This window comes from Aureitalea marina (assembly GCF_002943755.1).
In the GTDB taxonomy this organism is placed as follows: domain Bacteria; phylum Bacteroidota; class Bacteroidia; order Flavobacteriales; family Flavobacteriaceae; genus Aureitalea; species Aureitalea marina.
In genome coordinates this window covers 805211-823409 of the sequence record NZ_MQUB01000001.1, presented here as the reverse complement: position 1 = coordinate 823409, position 18199 = coordinate 805211, and the positions used below count along the sequence as shown (strand labels likewise).

Sequence of the window (18199 nt, the reverse complement as noted above, 5' to 3'; positions counted from 1 at the left end):
TTTATTCTATTTGATCTAATAACGAACTTATGTGTTGTCCTAAGTGAAATGCTAGAAGGGGAGGTACTGCATTTCCCACCTGTGTGTATTGAGGCACCTCATAGCTTCGGTTAGATCCTCCAGTAGTTTCCTTTGACTTAAAAACAAACCAATCTGGGAAACTCTGTATCCTTGCCATTTCTCTAACGGTTAACACTCGATTTTCGAAAGGTGAATAATGGCACATATCATCAGGTATTGTGAGTTGCGCCGGCGACGGCAATGAAGAAATTAATGCCCTTTGTGAATGTTTCTTTGTTAGTTCAATACTTAAGATGAATCTACTAAATTCGCTATAGGTTTTAAACAGTTCGTCAAATCCATCTAGTTTTAGTGACAAGTAATTAAACGCTTCCTTTATCAGTTCCCTAGTAGGACGTTCGCCATTTCTTACTTTCAATAATATTTGACTTTCCAATCCATTCATGGAACTTAAGAGTTGGTAGAATAAAAACCTGTTCTTAACCTTTTCAGTATGGCTCCTTTCGTTATGGTTGAGAATCTTATAATCAATGGAAGAATTTGAATTCAGCTCGTTATGTAAACTATGGACATAAGGTGACTTTTGACCTTTTTGGTCTTTACGTAAATCATCTATCGCATCTTTAACCGTAAACCAAGTGTTTGGTTCGAAGGTTATTGGTAACGGGAGTACGTGCCCATCAAATAATTTTAGATCTCTTTCGATGTCATAATAATCGAGATCTTTGATTGTTAGCTGATCCGTATTCTCGCTAGCTTTTTGAAGGAATCCGGATACCTTGTTGAGAACAGTATTGTTTGGACGTAATCCAATCAATTTATTTAAGATGTCACTTCTTAAAGCAATCATGATGTACCTTGGCCTATTTTGAGCCACTCCAAAGTACTTAGAGTTTAGAAGCATACATAATGGGGCATAACCTATTAATGCAAACGCTTTAGCCACTTCAAACCAGGCATAGTGCTTTTCTCCACCATCATTAAAAGCGGATAGTATCCCTTTTACATTCTCAAGTAAAACAACTTTAGGTTGAAGTTTTTCACAGATTTCCGCAAAATCTAAAGGAAGACGGTTCTTGTAATTGCCAAGTTCTCTTCTGCCGGCTAGACTAAAACTCTGACATGGAGGACCTCCGGAGATTAAATCCAAGCTTTTGTTATAAGGATCAAAGATATTCTTATCAAATAATTTACGTCTAAGTTGTCTTACATCGCCAACTAATAAATTCCCTTCTAGATCACCAAGATTAGCATCAAATTCTAACTCACAATTTTCATCAAGTTTAGGGTCTAATAAATTTTCACGAAGTCGCTTGTTGTAATTGGACCGATCATATTTAGAATGAATCCACTTAACATTCTCAGGCTGTTCTTCTATGTTCACACCGAGTATATTATGAGCAAAGGTGTTGCTCGCCATAGGCGAAACCTCATTAGCGAAAACAAGAGAGAATCCAGCATTCTCCATTCCTACTGCCATACCCCCGCAACCTGCAAAAAGTTCAATATGCCTTCTCTTATTTTTCATTATTAATTTCCTTCTGAGTTACCAATAATTCCTTGGGATTAACTTCTAATAATTCTGCTATCATATATAGCACTTTCAAACTTGGTTGTTTCCTGTTTTGAACATAACCATTTACAATGTTGTAACTCTTGCCTAACCTTTCAGCCAGCCATACTTGTTTGATCCCCTTTTGTTCGAGGATTACTTTAATACGATTCATAATTCTTATGCGTTAAGAAAAAAACGGGGGAGTACAATTATCACGAAATAATTGTAAAAATTACTCTAAATTACAATATATTTTTATACCAAGAAAGCTCGGTATAATTTAGGCTAAAGCTCGCTTTATTATCATAGAATTTTAGCTGGTAGTCCCCACAAATTACTTATCTGAGTGAACGGACAAGGGCTTTTACGTTCCCACTGACTTTCAAAACATAGTTCGTTTGTCATAGCTTCTGTTTGACTGCAAATAGGATACATACCACATATTCCGTCTTTCGAAATTCCGAGCAATCTTTCGAAGACAATTTGCTGTGCTTCAAGTTCTAAATACTCAATTGCAGGATTTTCTTTATCAGGTCCTAAAGGTAGATTAGTATTTCCACTGATACTTCGGATCCTCGGAATCCCAAACCAAGATATCATTTCTTTGATTCGATCCAATGGGCTGGTATCATTATAGAGAATCTCAATAATTGGATTTTTATGTTCCCTCGTCGCAATCCTCATATTTTCGAGAAGTAAATTAATATGTTGTAATCCTAACTCGTTGTGAAGAGATTTGTTTAGATAATCTTCAAATACATCAATCGACTCAATTAAATAGTCTTGTATAGACATTTTTTGTCCCTTCGATATTATCCACCTTTCATCTGGGCTAGTATACTTTTCGAATAGAACTCTTCCATCTAGATTAGGTTCAACACGGGAGTTCTGCATTAAGTCATAAAGTGTCCTAGCCGAATCGGGAGCATTTAGTGCTATTATGCACAATGAAATTAGACTTCTCGGGTCTTTATTTAAATTAGGATTTATCAATTCAGCTAAGTGCTCGATACTGAGATAGGGATAAATTGGATGGTCTACTGCGGGATCAAAATATAATTGCATTAACCTGGCCATTCCCTCTTTAACTGCTAAATTTCCTAACTGAAACTTGCAGTTTAGCTTGCCATTACTATAAATTAGATTTATCGTGTTATGAACCTCCCCATTTGATATACCCCCTTACCTAACCGCCAATTTATAGACTCGTACTCAAAATGTAATGCTTTGGGATGCCCATGGAAAAAGTCAAAGCGTTCTTTCCCTTCCTCTAATGCCTTTGAAATTTCAAATTCTTTCAGAGGAATATTGATCGATTGGTTTTGATGTACAAATTGTTTTACTTCAAACAGGTATCGAAAAAAGTATACACTATTTCGTAATCCAAACACGGTGCTAATGTTTTGCAAATAATGGGTGTACTCATGCACAAATGTACCTAGATCCTTTTGTGACATTTTCTCGAGATCAACATCAAATTCGCCGTTAATAAATATTGACAAAAAATGAGGTCTATAAAATCCTCTGATTTCGTATTCATCTTCAATCATGATCGATTTTTTATTAAGGTACGAAATCATGAAACATTTTCGATCAGCGCAAAAAAAATTAGAAATCTATTTTGGCTCTTCGGAATATTCTGATGATATGCTATTAAGCTTTTATGTTATGGTTCAATGGATTTACGTTTCTTAAATGAAAATTGCGGAAGGATAAGGTCAATTAGTTGAAAATGATAATTTCCTTCATAATAGACAATGGATTCTTTTAAGTCATTCAATTTGCACCATTGAAGCATTTCTCTTTTGCTACCGATAGGATCTGAAAAATCCTTAATGACCTTTAAATAATTTTCACACTGTGCTTCTTTCTTGAGCAAGGAGGCTGTAGATTTTGGAATATTAAAAATTTTTTCAATTCCATATATAGAAACAGGAGCCGGTGTATTTCTATAATCAAACCTAACCGACAGAAACTGATAGGTTCGGCTTTTAATTCGAACGCGTTTCTTTCGTCTTAGTTTAATCCAGAAATCTAGGTACAAATAACCATAGATCACGGCCCCTGTTAATGCTTTAATTTTTTTGTAATTGTCCCATCCAACCGGCATTGCACGTTTTATGTACCAGGAATTCTGGGAACGCAAGTGATCCCATGAAAAGAAAATTGTATATCCGGTTTTGTGATTTGTTCTTATCCATTTCAGTTCAATTAGTTTCTCGATATTTGATTCTACATTTGATGTGGATTTCGCATCCATTATAAAGGCTATTTGCTCAATCACAGATTGATTTAGTCTGGTCTTTCCTTCGGGGAAGTAAAGCTTTAAAACAATAAACAATTTAAGAAGGTGTGTTCTTTGGTTTTGTTGAGCATCAAAGAAAGCTTCGCATGGTACTTTTTGATAACTTATTTTATTCGAAACTTTTAGCTGGCTCATAGTGTTGGTCTATTAAGAACATTATGTCTGGCAGTTTATAATATATACCCGCTGTTAATTTAACGTGACCCAGAAGTCCCTGTCTCCTCCAGTTCTTAATTGTTCGAATGTTGACCTTAAAGATTTCAGCGACTTCCTTTTCTTTGAATAAATGATACATTGCCGGAACTTCATCTCGCAGCTTTTTCCTTATGAGCAATTCATCAAGTTTCTTATGGACTTCCACAAATTTTTTCTCCAGAGGATTCATGATTGATTTTATTTAGTTCGCTGATATCGTAATGATTTAACAGAATCCAGGTTGTCAATGACCTCTTTGTCGATGACATAGTGTCTACCAATTCTTGCAGCAGGTAAAAGACCTCGGTTGATATAACTCCGAATAGACTGTTCACTGACCTTTAGAATTTCAGCAGTCTCTTTAACCGTGTAGTTTACAGGTCTATTTTCTGAGGTTTTCTTGTTTAATTCCGTAAGAACCTCTTCAATACTCTTAAGACGGTGGTCAATCTGATCGAAAGGATTTGAATACATAATTCTATCTTTAAATTTTGTTCAAACTTAAAGACTGGGGTATGAGGTAAGCCTAATGTAAGGCTTACCAATTAATCATACTTATTCTTTGATATAGCTTTTTGGAGTTCTTCTTCAGCGATTTCAATGGCTTTAGGATAGCCGATTAGCATATGCTCTATTACAAATTTAATTTTTGGAGCATTTTGCTTAGAAATTCGATTCGTAGAATAATTTGAAATTTTATTATAAGTCTGCTGAAAGTTCTTATCAGACTTTAAATGATAATCGCGGCCATTTACAAATTCCTTGATCCCTGCTAGTACACCAGATGGATGGTTTTCAAAATATTCCATGTATTTAGATTGTTGTAAGTAATAGACCTTGAGTGCATAATGTAGAGCGGTTGGTGTCCTGGACCTTGGAGCTTTTCTAGGTTTGACAGACTCTATTCGTTCCTTAATAAGACCACATATAGCAACAGTATTTTCTGAACCGATCCTGAAACTTTTCAATATTCTTAACCCATTAATGTATGGGTAAGCTGATTTGATTTGTTGAACTATGAAGTCACTTAAAAATAATATTCTATCCTTTGAAGATGATAGATCAGCATAGTCTATTGCTTTTTTCAGGACAGATTTGTCTTTTTGAAAAGAATCATTAATTGAATCCCAGGTCTTATTTAATTGATCTTTAGAAGTAAGATGAGGATTAGTGTAAGCAATGTCCGCTTGAACTGCCATGAAATACTCTTCCTTTAGTCTTGATTCCTGATCATAGGTTTTCTTCAGAGTAGACTCAATATGATTTGACAGATTTGTCATTGAGCGGACCAAGTTGTATGCTTTCATATTAATATCATACAGCCTATTTTCTTTATAAGATTTATCAGAATAAGATGCAGAGGATGTCAGATCGTAATCCTCTATTACATTGTTGATATCGTCAAAATCTATCATAAACTTAGAGTTTCCATACCGAATTCATAAAGTCGACTTTGTCTTCTTCATTCGGTTTATAGTACTTATTAAAGATCTCTAGGCTTTTATGACCTGTATAGCTCATAATCACTTTATCAGGGATCTTCTTGTTTTTCATAATAGTAATAAAGCTTCTGCGCGCAGTATGGCTAGAGATACGCTGAAATAAAGGAGTTTCACTTTCAATGATTTCATTCCCAATCTTGGTTGTTTTTTTAACTAACTGGTCATATCCTAGGGCTTTAAAAACTTCCTTGATGTAATCATTGAATTTTTGATTGGCGATGACAGGGAGGTCGTAATCGTACTTTTTAAGTATGGCCTTGGAGAAATCATTCAGAGGTATATTAAGTAGCTTATTTGAGTTTTTTTTATCACGGATATTAATATGATCGTTGTAAACGTCACTTTGTTTGACTTTTGAATAGTTGCTGTATCTCATTCCTGTTGCACATCCAAAAACGAATAGATCTCGAACACGTTCCAACCTCTTATTATTGCTGAGGTCAAATTCATAAGCTTGAATAACCTGATCTAAAGTCAGGGCTATTTCCTGGGTAACTTCCTTTTTAATGTTGGGGAACTCTTTAAAGTCATCCTTATATGTGTAATTGTTACTCAAGGCCCAGTTCAGGAAAGTCTTAAGTAAACCCATGTTCCTGCTTAAAGTATTGACAGAATGCCGTTTTATTTTAATACAGAAATCTAAAAACTCATTGTAAAATGGTTTTGAGATTGAATTAAAGCTGATCTTTTTATTACGATAATGCTCAAATTCTTCTAATAGCTTTTTATTATACTGATACCGTTTAATGGTGGATTCTGAGTTTCCACTTCCTGATCGGTCATTGATCTTATCGGTGATGAATTGATCATAGATATCGAAGAACTTGCTCGCTTTTGCTTTAGCACGTTTAAATTTTCTATCGAATTCAGCGCGCGTAATATCGATTGTAAGCGTTTCCTTTAACGCCTGATGTCTATGGTGTAGTTCATCCAAGAAATCGGCATAACGTTCAATCTGGCGCTTTATAGAGCGCATTTCATTAGCCTTTTTAGTTCTTCCAGTTAGATCCTTTGGTTGACGTAGCTCAAAGTTCCAATCATCCGGGTGAATTACCTCACCAGTCGAATAGACAAATTTCTTGTCCTCTTCCTTGAAGTAAGCGATCATCCTGATAGAAGTAGGGCGATCTTTTTTACTGTCTTTTAGATTGAATGTACTCCTCATATTTTTCGGCGGGGTGTAAGTAGAGGTGTAAGTTTTGCTATATTTAGCTATATATTTCCACCTATAACTAAACATAAAAATACGGCTTAAATAGCGTAAAACCTTAGGAAATACAAGTTGTTGAGCTATAATTAGCAATAAAAGGTTCAATTTCCTCTTCCTCCGCAGCCAAAACGCTTCACCGAAAGGTGAGGCGTTTTTTTATTACCAGAACGTCAAAAGCTTGCTTTTGTAAGTGAAGGGGAATAAAAAAAGGACTGCCAAACGCAGTTTGGGAGCGTTTTGGCTGCAGGGTTCCTTCCCTCGGGATCACGACCGAAGGGAGTAATCCCAGCCTATCAATGCCACCGCACCACCTGGCCCCTCGCTAAACAAGGTCCACAGGACCTTGTTTGCCTCCGGCACGTTCGGTCCGGGATCACGACCGAAGGGAGTAATCCCATTAAACGTTAACATGTGGAGAATCTTCTTAGAATGATTTTGTTCAACAATCATAAAACAAAAAAGCGGCCCGAAGGCCGCTTTTCTCCCGAATCAAATTAATCAAGATTACCTTTTGATTAATTTTTTAGTCGTAATACCGGATGTGGTCTCGATCCGGACCATATAGATCATTGAATTTAGATCGGACAAATCCAATTGAAGCATATTCTTAGAATCCGTCAACTTTTTCACCTCTCTACCTTGCAGATCGTAGATCGTTACATGGTTGATGGATGTGCGAGGTGATGCTATGTTCAGCACACCAGTTGTCGGGTTAGGATACATACCTATGGCCTCCAGGTCGATTTGTGCCGTAGACAAGATCTGTGACTCAAATTGCACGGTAAACCTTCCCGGTTGGTCACTTGCCCCTGATCTGAAGCTATATTCCTCCTGGGTCAGATCCGTGACCGTTCCAAATAAGTTGTCGATCAGATAAATAGAGCGACTTCCAATCTGAGTACCCTGTACCTGGGTCAGCGCAATGGTGTATTCCAGGTCTGCCTCTACCAAGGTCGAGAAGCCCAATGAGATCTTATCATCCTGGTCAAATTGCTCCAAGGATTGAATGGTCAATGCCTTGTTGGTGCCGCTGATCAGACTATAGAGCGACACTGAAGTATCTATCCTGTTGGTATCTCCCGCATCCAGGCCATCGGTTGCCTCTGGGCTATAGGCTATCAAGGTATTGCTACCCAACGGATATTCATAGGCATCATTGCTAACCCGCAACCACATTCTATCCAGTTGCAGGTCTTGGGTTCTCAGGGTTGTATTACCCGAGGTGCGACGCATGCTATTGGTAAATGTCACCGTACCAGCGGAGGTCGCCAGGACACCAAAACCTTGAGCCGTCGAGATGATGCCATTGGGCTGTGTAGTCCCACCACCATCATTGGCCGCTGCCAATCCACCGGATACGTCGTTATAAATGGAAATATCATCCATGGAATAATTGTTGCTGTAAGGCCCTGGTATACCGGAACTAGGCGCCGTAATATGTTCCCAGAAATACACATTGGACAATCCATTGGCAGAGAGGAAATCATCTGCCGAGATCGGTGATGCATAAGGGTTAGCGTAGATGTTTGGAGTTCCGTTTGGATTTACTCCCACACCATTGTAGACTTTATTGACTACCACATCACCGTTGTTGAGTGTTCCTCTGTCAAAGGTCAGGTCTACTGTACCACTGGGGTTATCTTGAGGGAAGATCAAATACGCCTCTCCCGAATTGAGTGGCCCATTGGTATAATGTTGCCAGAAGTTTCGGTTGTCATCGGCGAAATTAGTGGCACCCGGAACAGAAGAATTGGCAATGAAGTTAGATGGAGTGTGATATTGAACATTACGCACCCCTGCAAAAACATTGATCCTTGTTTCCGAACTCATAGGGCTACCAACCGCCATAAAGTCTGCTCTCAATAGATTTGGAGTGGTCACTTCTACTTGGATGTTACCGTTATTGATCACCGAGGCTTTGTTGTCATCCTGAACAACTATACCTTGATGCTTGACGATCAAATTACCGTTGACCACTAGATCGCCTTGAATATCTAAATAATCCCCGGCTTGTACAGTTAAGGTATTTCCTGCAAGAATTTCAAGCGAGCAGGCCTCAAATCCACCACCTTCTACGGTGGTGTCATAATCTGTGGTCAAAATTACTTTGGAAGCAGAATCTGGGGTCCCATTGGACCATCCTCCTCCTGTAAATCGAGTTACATTTGTACTCGACGGATCTGTTGCATCGTAGGAATAGGTGATCACCAATTGAGGCGCATTACCGCTGCTACCTTCATAAGAATCGCCAACAACTTTGGCATTGGCATTGGTCAAACTATTTCCCGTTCCTTCTATAAAAACCGCAACACTGTTTCCGGATTGCCAGTCGCAGCGATCCACCACCTGTTGAACCAGAGAAGAAATATCAGACGTACGCTGGTCTGTACCGGTCTGTCCTACTGCCGACCATAGCTGAGGATTCCAGTAGACTGATCCACTTACACGATCCCGATTGGTCACGTTATAGTCCTCAGTACCGAATGCTTCGGCATTGGCCGCATCCTGCACATAGAGCAACAATTCTGCTCGCACGCTATTGGTCTCGTCGGATCTGAACTGAACATAGGCGTCGGTAATGGTGGCCCCTTGGGGTACCACGATCTCATTGAATCGCAGGCCGATCTTTTGATTTCCTCGACCTCCGTCATTGTCATTATTGACCATCTCTAAATCCGAACTGGTCGAATACATACCACCATCTTCCTCTTCTTCTACATCGTCTTTCCCTATTTCAATACGTTTAGAAATGGTCGTCGAAGTGATATCTCCCACATGGATGTATTGCATAGCGCTTACATCACCACAGGCATCGGTGGCTATGGCTTCAACTTGGTGGCTACCATTGCCAAAGGAGTGTGTTAACTGATATGGAGCCGTATTATCCGTTGCGACTAGTGAACCGTTAACCAGGAATTGAACCTGTTGTATTCCGGCCCCCAGATCACGGACATCAACATCAAAATCGATATTGCTACCGTTGGTGTAGTTGCTTTCCATATCCTCAAATGCTATATCCAAAAGATTACCAAACTCTGAGGAGTTGTAGCTATATGTAAAACTTAGTACAGCTGCATAGCTAGGGTCGTCATCATAGGTTCTCGCCCTGCGTTTAGCAGTTGGGTCGGTCAGACTCTGTCCGGCACCTTCAATTTTGAATACGACACTATTGCCTGACGCCCAATTACATCGATCCACCACTTGTTGTAATAAACTGGTTAATTGAGGGGTTCGTTGAGCCGTACCATTTGAACCTACATTCCAGGTAGGCGGAGTCCAATTCACAGCACCACTGACCATATCGCGATCTGTCAGATCGTCGTCTGCGGTACCAAATGGATCCGCGTGGTCCTCATCCTCTGCATAAATATTGTATTCCGCGTTGGCATTATCGTGGAAACTGTCTGATGTAAACTGAATTCTGGCAGAAGTAATGGTCGCACCTTGTGGGATATCAATGCTATTGAAGCGCAATCCGATCTTCTGATATCCTCTGCCCCCGTCGTTAACGAATTCCAGGTCAGAGCTATTAAAGTACATCGTACCATCTTCTTCTTCCTCAATGTCATCATCTCCGTTACTGATAGCCACAGAATCTGATCCACCAAAACTTCCCACATTGATAGAGATGGCATCACTGCCGGACTTGCCGTCGGTTGCATTGGCAACTGCCCGAATCTTATAGCTACCTACACCGTAGGTATTTGTAAAAGAGTAAGGTGCCTGAGTATCGGTGTAGACCAGGCTGTTATCAACGTAAAACTCTACATTGGATAATCCGGCTCCGTCATCCAGGATATCGACGCTCAACTCCAGATTGGATCCGGAAGCATAATTTTGGGCCGTGTCCTCAGGAAATTCCACAATTGGGACATCTCCAACAGGATAGATGGTCACCAAGCTTCCATTGGAAGGATTCCAAATATCCAGATTAGCTGGAATGGCAAAAGGGTCTGTATTGGTGTTCTCGCCCACCGATGGCGCATTGTCCACGCGGATGGTGCGCAATTCGATCCTGTCGGTACCTACAAATATCCACTTAAACTGATTGAAAGAACCAGAATCACGGGTCCAAACTTTGTCGTCGTCATTGACCCTTGTTGGAGCTCCCCAACAACCTTCACCGGCATAAACGGTTCCACGCGTATCATCTTGAATAAAGCCCAATTCACTTCCCGCGCCAGTATCAGGTCTTACCGGCCAAGTTGTCTTAACGGTGTGCGAATCGCAATCGACAACCAAGCGGACGCCCTCATCATAGAATAACTGGGCCCAGGCATTGTAAATGTCTGTACCTTCAGATTTTCCAGATGTATGTGGGGTCATGGGTTTGTGATACTGAGCCGTCTTCCAGATAACATCCGGATTGGCCGAGAGGTCATTGGTAAGCCAGGTCAATTGGTTGCCGGTTACCGAGATCTCGGAATTAAGCGTATAGGCCCTGACCAGATTGTCTCCAAAGGTAACGGCATAATAGGAATCGGAGTCTGGGGTGTCAAATAATTCATAGATCACACTCGCTCCTTCGTGATTACCTCTTGCAGCCACGATCGGGAACATACGTCCATCTGCCGCCGTGGTCAATTGCCAATCGTCCATCCAGTTCTGCCATTCTCCATTGGTGTCCGCATTGGTCATATCGCCACCAAAGAAAACCGCATGCGGCTTGAGCTTTGAAACCAAGGAGTTGGCATTTTGCCTAGGTGTTCTGTTATTCCTGGAGTCTCCTCCTGCAATAAATGAAAGTCTGCTCAGATCGTTAGGTGCAGTTCTGAACCAAAAGCGAGAACTGGTCCCTTCCGAATCGTGAATCACGAAGTAATAGTTCGTATTTGGACTGAGTCCGGTGAGTCTCACAAATTGATTGCTCATCCCTCTGGAGGCAACAGATCGATCTACCGTTTTGCTAAAGGCATAGTTCAGGTAGTTTGTACCATGATCCGTTGTTCCGTAGTACACCACCGGGTTAGAACCTGAAGTCTGATTCCACGCAATAGTAATGGTAGTGGCAGGATCATCATTGATAATGATCCGGTATTTATCGTTTCCGGCCCATGCAGTTGCACAGACAAATAATAAGCAGGTTAATAACTTCTTCATGATTCGGTTCTTGAAAGTTGATAAGATTTAGTTGGGGTCTTAAAGGCAGATTGGGCACCTATGAGCATGAAGGCAATTAAGGGCACCAATCCGTGGGGCAATCGATAAACTACCTGGTAGATGGACTGATTAAGTGTCAGCCCCAGCATATCGTAGTGTATGGTTCCCGTTATACGGGCAAATGCCGTCAGGAATCCCCAGATCGCTGCATAGGCAAGGGCATACCTGGCCATTTTGGGAATAAATATCAATACCGCCAAGGCTATATCCAGTATCCCGGCTATATTCAGGAACAATCTGGCCGTGGTCTCATTCACGCCAAGACTGGCTATGGTCATATCTATGAATTTTCCTGGTACCGGATAATATCCGATAGCATATAATCCGTGGGCTGTAAAAGTGAATGCGATCAATATTTTCAAGGTAAACAGCAGGCGCTCACGCTTAAAGGACTGATGGGTCACATATAAAAGCAAGAACGGCATGGAGAATTGAATACTATACTCGAAGAACTGACCGTAGTGAAAGAATTTCTCCTTCATATATAGGGCGGACAACCCAAAGAGGAGGATACCTCCTATGATCAGTACAACCCGGTTAAACCGTCTATTGGATTTGGTAAGGGTCAAGGCGGCAAGGCAGGCCAGGACGAATATCCAGCCCGTTATCCGAATGGAGAGTTGAATTCCCGTATCTACTGCAGAACTACCAACATAGTTAGACCAATCTGTTGCAAACAGACCTTCTACAACGGGTTTCATGATACCTTCGTCCCAAAGTAATGCACGAAACGGGGCATCAAAGAATAAGAATTGATAGGCACGACCGGCAAAAACAAAAGCCGTCGATAGTGTAATGGCCTTAATCAGCCAGTTGTTTTTTGAATACATATCAGGGGGCTTAAGTTTATTAATGTAAGTCTACCCAACCGGAGTTGGTATATACGCGGAGCTTGTTGGTCGAATCGTCATAATAGACGTCTCCTCGCTCCGGACTACTTGGGGCGCTACCTGGTTTGATATTGACCAAGGTCTCTATGGTGACGTGAGAATCGGTCTCCAGGGTCATGGCCGTGGTCGAATTCCCACTGGTACCTCCTGTTCCATCTCCGGAATAGAAGATTACCTGCCCATTGTTACGAGCATGTCCAATCTCCAGGGTATGGGTATTGTTGTTATGGCGGAAAAAAGCCATTTCCCCTGTTCCTGAACTACCGTCCCATAATTCGAGAGCGGTGTGCACCACATCCGTCCCATCATTGGAATTATCCAGACGAATTGTCGTGGTATCATCCTGATCGTTGGTTATATGGAGTATATCGTTTGGAGATAGGTCGTCTTCTCCTATTCCCACAAATCCATCTTCACTTAGCATCATGGTTACTGCGGATGTCGTACCGGATTGTGCTCCGGAATACATATAGACTTCACCGTCCGCTTTGGCATGACCAAGTTCTAATCTGCGGTCCCCATTACGAGCTCGGAAATAAGCTTGAAGCCCTGTAGTTGTACTTGACTCATTGCTCCCATCCCAAAGCTCAAGGGCTGTGTGTATATTTCCTCCACCATTTCGGGTGTTATCAATACGAATGGTCGCCGTTTCAGAATCTGAGTCGTTGGTCACGTGTATCAGATCCAGCGGATTATATTCATTATCGCTACCAATATTCAGAAACCCTTCGTTGGATAGATACAACTGTGCTCCGTCCGGGTTTTGGGTAGTCCCTATATAGAATCCGGAATCGGACCCAGTAGAGGTATTCTCGGCAGCAATCCACCAATCTTCAGACCGGGCACGGAAGCGAATATTCTCACCCTGGGAATCCCAGTCATCCGCACCTCCACCCATATCGACGTCACCATTGACATCAAGATACTCCTCTGGGCCAGCGTCGGTATTGATACCGAAGAATCCTGTAGTTCCATCCAAACGCATCCGCTCTACCCCATTGGCCACAAAAATAATGTCCTGCTCGTCCATGGTCCCAAAGACGTTAACCGTGTCGTCCGTACCATAATTTCCATCGATTGACCAATCGCTTGCATTTGATCCAGCCATGGTCGCCCACTGAGATCCATCCCACCAATAGAATCCCGGGACGACATCATTGGGTGCAGTACCGTCTGTTGCGGTGTTGAAAACCAAAACGCCTGTTACAGGTTCCGGTGTTACCGGAGCGTTTACGGCAGTTGATGTAAGAGCGACTCTTGGGATAAGTAATCCTTTGCTGGTGGATTCGATGTCCAGCATAGCTCCATCTGCTGGAGTCGTGGTGTTGATCCCGACCTGAGCCTGCAGCTGCAAAGCGGCCAGAATGAAGGTCAAGAATAAAAAGAATATGTAGGGGCGTTTAATGAAATTCTTATGCATGGTAATTGATTTGGGTCGCCCAAACCTAAACAAAATGACGTTGAATTACATATTTTTTCGATGAAATGCACTTTTATCAATTTCGTTAACTATTTACGGAGCATTGTGTTTAGTTTTCTTAAGATTTGTTTTTCAAGTTGTTACGGCTATAAAGCTTGAACAATTATCAATTTTTCCCGTATTCATTTTTTTTTCATAATCCTGATAATTGTTTCATTGTAAAAGGTATTTCTATAAAATAGTGTGAATAAATCCAATGAAAATAATCCAATTCCCACCCATTCAGTAGCTCATTCATGCCTTCGAGATAGCAATTAACCTTAAGCATGGAAATCATTTACTTTAAATTTACAAGACCCGCAATTTGGCCTGCTACGACAAAAAAAGCGGCTCGAAGGCCGCTTTTCACCGAATTAAATTAATCAAGATTACCTTTTGACCAATTTCTTTACAAGGTGTCCACTTGCCGTGGAAATCTTTATCATATATATGGACTGATTTAGATCATTGATGTCCAATTGTGTAACTCTTTCATGTACAACCTGACTTAGAACTTCTCTCCCTTGTAAGTCAAATATCTTTACCTCGGTAATTGGGCTTTGGGGAGATGCTATGTTCAATACCCCATCGGTAGGGTTTGGATACATGCCGATGGCTTCCAACTCATTCTGAGAAGTGGCCAGAGTCTGGTACTCAAACTGAAGCGTAAAGCGTCCTGGTTGATCCCCTGCTCCTGATCTGAAGCTATGGCTCTCCTGGGTCAGGTCCGTGATCGTACCCAGCAGATTGTCGATCAGATAGATCGAACGATCTCCAAGCTGTGTCCCTTGTGTCTGGGTAAGCTCGAAGGTGTATTCCAGGTCTGCCTCCACCAAGGTCGAGAAGCCCATGGAGATCTTATCCTCCTGGTCGAATTCCTCCAATGACTGAATGGTGAGATGTTTATTGGTACCGCTGATGGTACTGTAAAGCGATACCGAAGTATCCAGCCTGTTAGTATCCCCGGCATCCAGACCATCGGTAGCCTCTGGATTGTAAGCGATCAGGGTATTACTACCCAACGGGTACTCAAAGGCGTCACTGCTTACCCTAAACCACATCCTATCCAATTCCAGGTCTTGAGTCCTTAGGGTCGTATTACCCGTGGTCAGGCGCATACTATTGTTAAAGGTGACATTACCACTAGAGGTGGCCAGTACACCGAATCCTTGAGACGTCGAGATGATCCCGTTAGGCTGAGTACTGCTGCCGCCATCGTTGGCCGCTGCCAATCCACCGGATATGTCGTTATAGATCGAAATATCGTCCATGGAATAGTTTCTACCGTAAGGACCAGGTATACCGGAATGAGGTGCTGTAATATGCTCCCAAAAGTAAACATCCGTTAACCCATTGGCCGATAGGAAATCATCCGCCGAGATCGGCGAAGCATAAGGATTGGAATAGATATTTGGTGTTCCTGCGGGATTTACACCAGCACCATTGTAGATCTTAGGAACTGTAACCAGCCCGTTGTTCAGGGTTCCTTGGCTAAAGGTCAAATCGACAGTTCCACTAGGGTTATCCTGAGGGAAGATTAAGTAGCCTTCCCCTAAATTGAGATTGCCGCTGGTATAGTTCTGCCAGAAATCACGGTTGTCGTCAGCAAAGTTTGTCGATCCAGGAACAGCGACATTCGGGATAAAATTTGACGGAGTATGGTATTGAACATTACGTACACCACCAAAGACATCAGCACGAGTTTCTCCGCTCATGGGACTTCCCATGGCCATAAAGTCATCTCGTAAAAGATTAGGGGTTGTGACCTCAACATTGATCGATCCACTATTAGTTCGCTTCACAATTGCACCGTCATCAACCTGTACCAGGCTTCCGCCATGCTCTATAACCAAATCTCCACGAATAGTCACACTTCCATTGATCTTAATGTGATCGCCGGCCGCAATGGTCAAGGTAGTCCCACTGTTCACGATCAACTGACAAGCTTCAAAATTTCCTTCTATGGCCGTCGAATAATCGGAAGTTAAGGTGACCAAATCCGAAGTCGTTGGACCTACACCAGAATCCCACCCTCCGGCTGTATACCCTTTGCTGCTTCCGCAGGAAAACGTCTGGTGAGCACCGATATCCGTCGAACCTGCTCCCGGCAGACTATTTCCAAAGTAATCGATTCCTCCATTTCCGGCCATGGTAACTCCCATATCAATGGCTGGCGAACTTGGTGCGATCTTGTAATCTGCAGGATCTAATCCTCCGGCATTGGCTAACAGTGGCCATCCATTGGGCGGATAAATGTCATTAGGTCCCATGAAATAAGCATCTGTAGGAGCCTCTTTATTGTACATATTGTTGTCCATTATATTTCCGGCACCAGCACCCGCTTCTTTGACGTAGGAAATAGTGCTGCTTCCAGAAACATAGAATAGGTTGTTCTTAACCTCGTTATTGTCCGTCAAGTTCTCAAACTCGATATGGGCATCGATGTCAACTTCCCAGGTATCTTCAATGTGCTTACCAATGAAAAAGGTATTGTTGTATACTGAATTATTGAATGAACCTACATCAGGGAGTGATGGACCAAAATAATTGGAAAACCACACCGCCGATCCGGGTTGTCCATTGCGTTCTCCCTTGGCAGTAAACATTTGTGGATGGGTCGCAATGGTGGGTTCCGGGACTATAGTATTGTCAAACTTAACTCGCCAACCATCATTTATACTGATGTTATAGCGGTATATACAATTAGTATTATCCCCCATATACTCAGCAAAACCACCAGCATTGTCCCAGCTCAAATTGTATTGGATGATCACATTGTCATTTCCGATATCGATATGTGCCCCACAAGAATCTTTAGGCCCATGTGCGTGGGAGAACTCATTGTATTGTAGGAGTCCGTTATAGGTCCGAACACACCAGAAACCACTACCTCTTCCCCGTTGTCGTGAAGGTGAATGTCCAACGTCCATGGTATAATCACCAGTGTAGGTAATTAGGTTATTCTCGATCAGGTAACCATCTACCTCGAAGAAAACGATGCCCGACCCACCGGTATGATGGATATAGTTGTTCGTAATGGTCACATTCTTATGGATGTTCGAAGTGGCAAAAGTTCCCCATTTATTAATACTCACTCCGAGTATACCAACATCGTACAATTCACTATTCTGGATGGTAATTCCGTCAAAGTAATTTGGATCAGTAGCTCCGAAGCCAGTGAATTGAATAGCAAACCCATTATACTCGCCTTTTGAGTCTGGGTCGCGGGGGTATATATTATGAATCTTCATGTTGTCAAAAACAAAGCTTCTTCTGAGACCATTCTGCGAATTGGCATAGAAACCATACCGCTTCTGTTCGGCTCCGTTAGTACAATCTGGATTGGTACAAGTATCAATTATTCCTGTATCATCGTCGGAATTGTTAATAAGTTCTAAATCCTGAAAAGTCAGGTATTCTTTACCACTCGCATTAATGCACTCCTTATAATTATATCCGTTGATTATAGGCCGGGCATCACCGCCATACTTTCCAAAAACGATCTGGTTTCCTGCGGTTCCACTAGAAGGTGGTATGAGTTTTCCCAGAAACTCCTCTCCGGATTTGAACAGGATTTGATCTCCAGGTGAGAAGGTCGATGAATTGACTTTGCTCAGTGTTTGCCATGCCTCTGACTCGGTGGTTCCAAGTTTCAGATCGTCTCCACCAGTTGCATCGACATAGTAAGTTGTCTGAGCCATAGATAAACTAAAGCACAAAAAGGTCAGGATAGGTAGTATTCCTTTTTTCACAGTTGATAAGTTTTGGTTGGGGTTCATAATTGGGGGCTTAAAGTAGATCGCTAATATAAGAAAATTCTTCATTTTATCGATAAAACACCTTTTTTATCGTTATAATGCATTTTTTTTATATGTTTGTACGTGCAATTCAGATAATAATAT

Annotated in this window: 13 protein-coding genes; all 13 read right to left on the bottom strand. The window is 41.7% G+C overall.

Annotated features, from left to right (window positions below; all coding sequences use genetic code 11):
- Position 1: 1 nt before the first annotated feature.
- The gene (locus tag BST85_RS03820; protein ID WP_104812046.1) at positions 2-1549 is read right to left on the bottom strand and encodes a DNA cytosine methyltransferase; all 1548 of its coding nucleotides are present in this window, start codon (positions 1547-1549) and stop codon (positions 2-4) included.
- On the bottom strand, positions 1539-1748 hold the full coding sequence (locus BST85_RS03815) for a helix-turn-helix domain-containing protein (protein ID WP_104812045.1): 210 nt from the start codon (positions 1746-1748) through the stop codon (positions 1539-1541). Before BST85_RS03815 ends, BST85_RS03820 begins: the two co-directional genes overlap by 11 nt.
- A 131-nt stretch (positions 1749-1879) precedes the next feature.
- Positions 1880-2653, bottom strand: a complete 774-nt coding sequence (locus BST85_RS03810) for a hypothetical protein (protein ID WP_104812044.1) — start codon at positions 2651-2653, stop codon at positions 1880-1882.
- A gap of 68 nt (positions 2654-2721) precedes the next feature.
- On the bottom strand, positions 2722-3126 hold the full coding sequence (locus BST85_RS03805; protein ID WP_146090639.1) for a hypothetical protein: 405 nt from the start codon (positions 3124-3126) through the stop codon (positions 2722-2724).
- Between the two features lie 116 nt (positions 3127-3242).
- The gene (locus tag BST85_RS03800; protein ID WP_104812042.1) at positions 3243-4016 is read right to left on the bottom strand and encodes a hypothetical protein; all 774 of its coding nucleotides are present in this window, start codon (positions 4014-4016) and stop codon (positions 3243-3245) included.
- The gene (locus BST85_RS03795; RefSeq protein WP_104812041.1) at positions 3991-4266 is read right to left on the bottom strand and encodes a helix-turn-helix domain-containing protein; all 276 of its coding nucleotides are present in this window, start codon (positions 4264-4266) and stop codon (positions 3991-3993) included. The genes BST85_RS03800 and BST85_RS03795 overlap by 26 nt, the downstream gene beginning before the upstream one ends.
- An 8-nt stretch (positions 4267-4274) precedes the next feature.
- The gene (locus BST85_RS03790; RefSeq protein ID WP_104812040.1) at positions 4275-4550 is read right to left on the bottom strand and encodes a helix-turn-helix domain-containing protein; all 276 of its coding nucleotides are present in this window, start codon (positions 4548-4550) and stop codon (positions 4275-4277) included.
- Positions 4551-4621: 71 nt separating this feature from the next.
- Complete coding sequence (locus BST85_RS03785; RefSeq protein ID WP_104812039.1) at positions 4622-5491, bottom strand: hypothetical protein; 870 nt, start codon at positions 5489-5491, stop codon at positions 4622-4624.
- 4 nt (positions 5492-5495) lie between these two features.
- Positions 5496-6743, bottom strand: a complete 1248-nt coding sequence (locus BST85_RS03780) for a tyrosine-type recombinase/integrase (RefSeq protein WP_104813891.1) — start codon at positions 6741-6743, stop codon at positions 5496-5498.
- 549 nt (positions 6744-7292) lie between these two features.
- The gene (locus BST85_RS03770) at positions 7293-11888 is read right to left on the bottom strand and encodes an Ig-like domain-containing protein (protein ID WP_104812037.1); all 4596 of its coding nucleotides are present in this window, start codon (positions 11886-11888) and stop codon (positions 7293-7295) included.
- Positions 11885-12778: a DoxX-like family protein gene (locus BST85_RS03765; RefSeq protein ID WP_104812036.1), complete on the bottom strand. Its 894-nt coding sequence runs from the start codon at positions 12776-12778 to the stop codon at positions 11885-11887. The genes BST85_RS03770 and BST85_RS03765 overlap by 4 nt, the downstream gene beginning before the upstream one ends.
- A 19-nt stretch (positions 12779-12797) precedes the next feature.
- A complete protein-coding gene (locus BST85_RS03760; RefSeq protein ID WP_104812035.1) occupies positions 12798-14258 on the bottom strand; it encodes a hypothetical protein in 1461 nt (486 codons plus the stop codon).
- Between the two features lie 428 nt (positions 14259-14686).
- Positions 14687-18049 carry a T9SS type A sorting domain-containing protein gene (locus BST85_RS03755; protein ID WP_181039947.1) on the bottom strand — a complete coding sequence of 1121 codons (3363 nt, stop codon included), beginning with the start codon at positions 18047-18049 and terminating at the stop codon, positions 14687-14689.
- Positions 18050-18199: the final 150 nt, after the last annotated feature.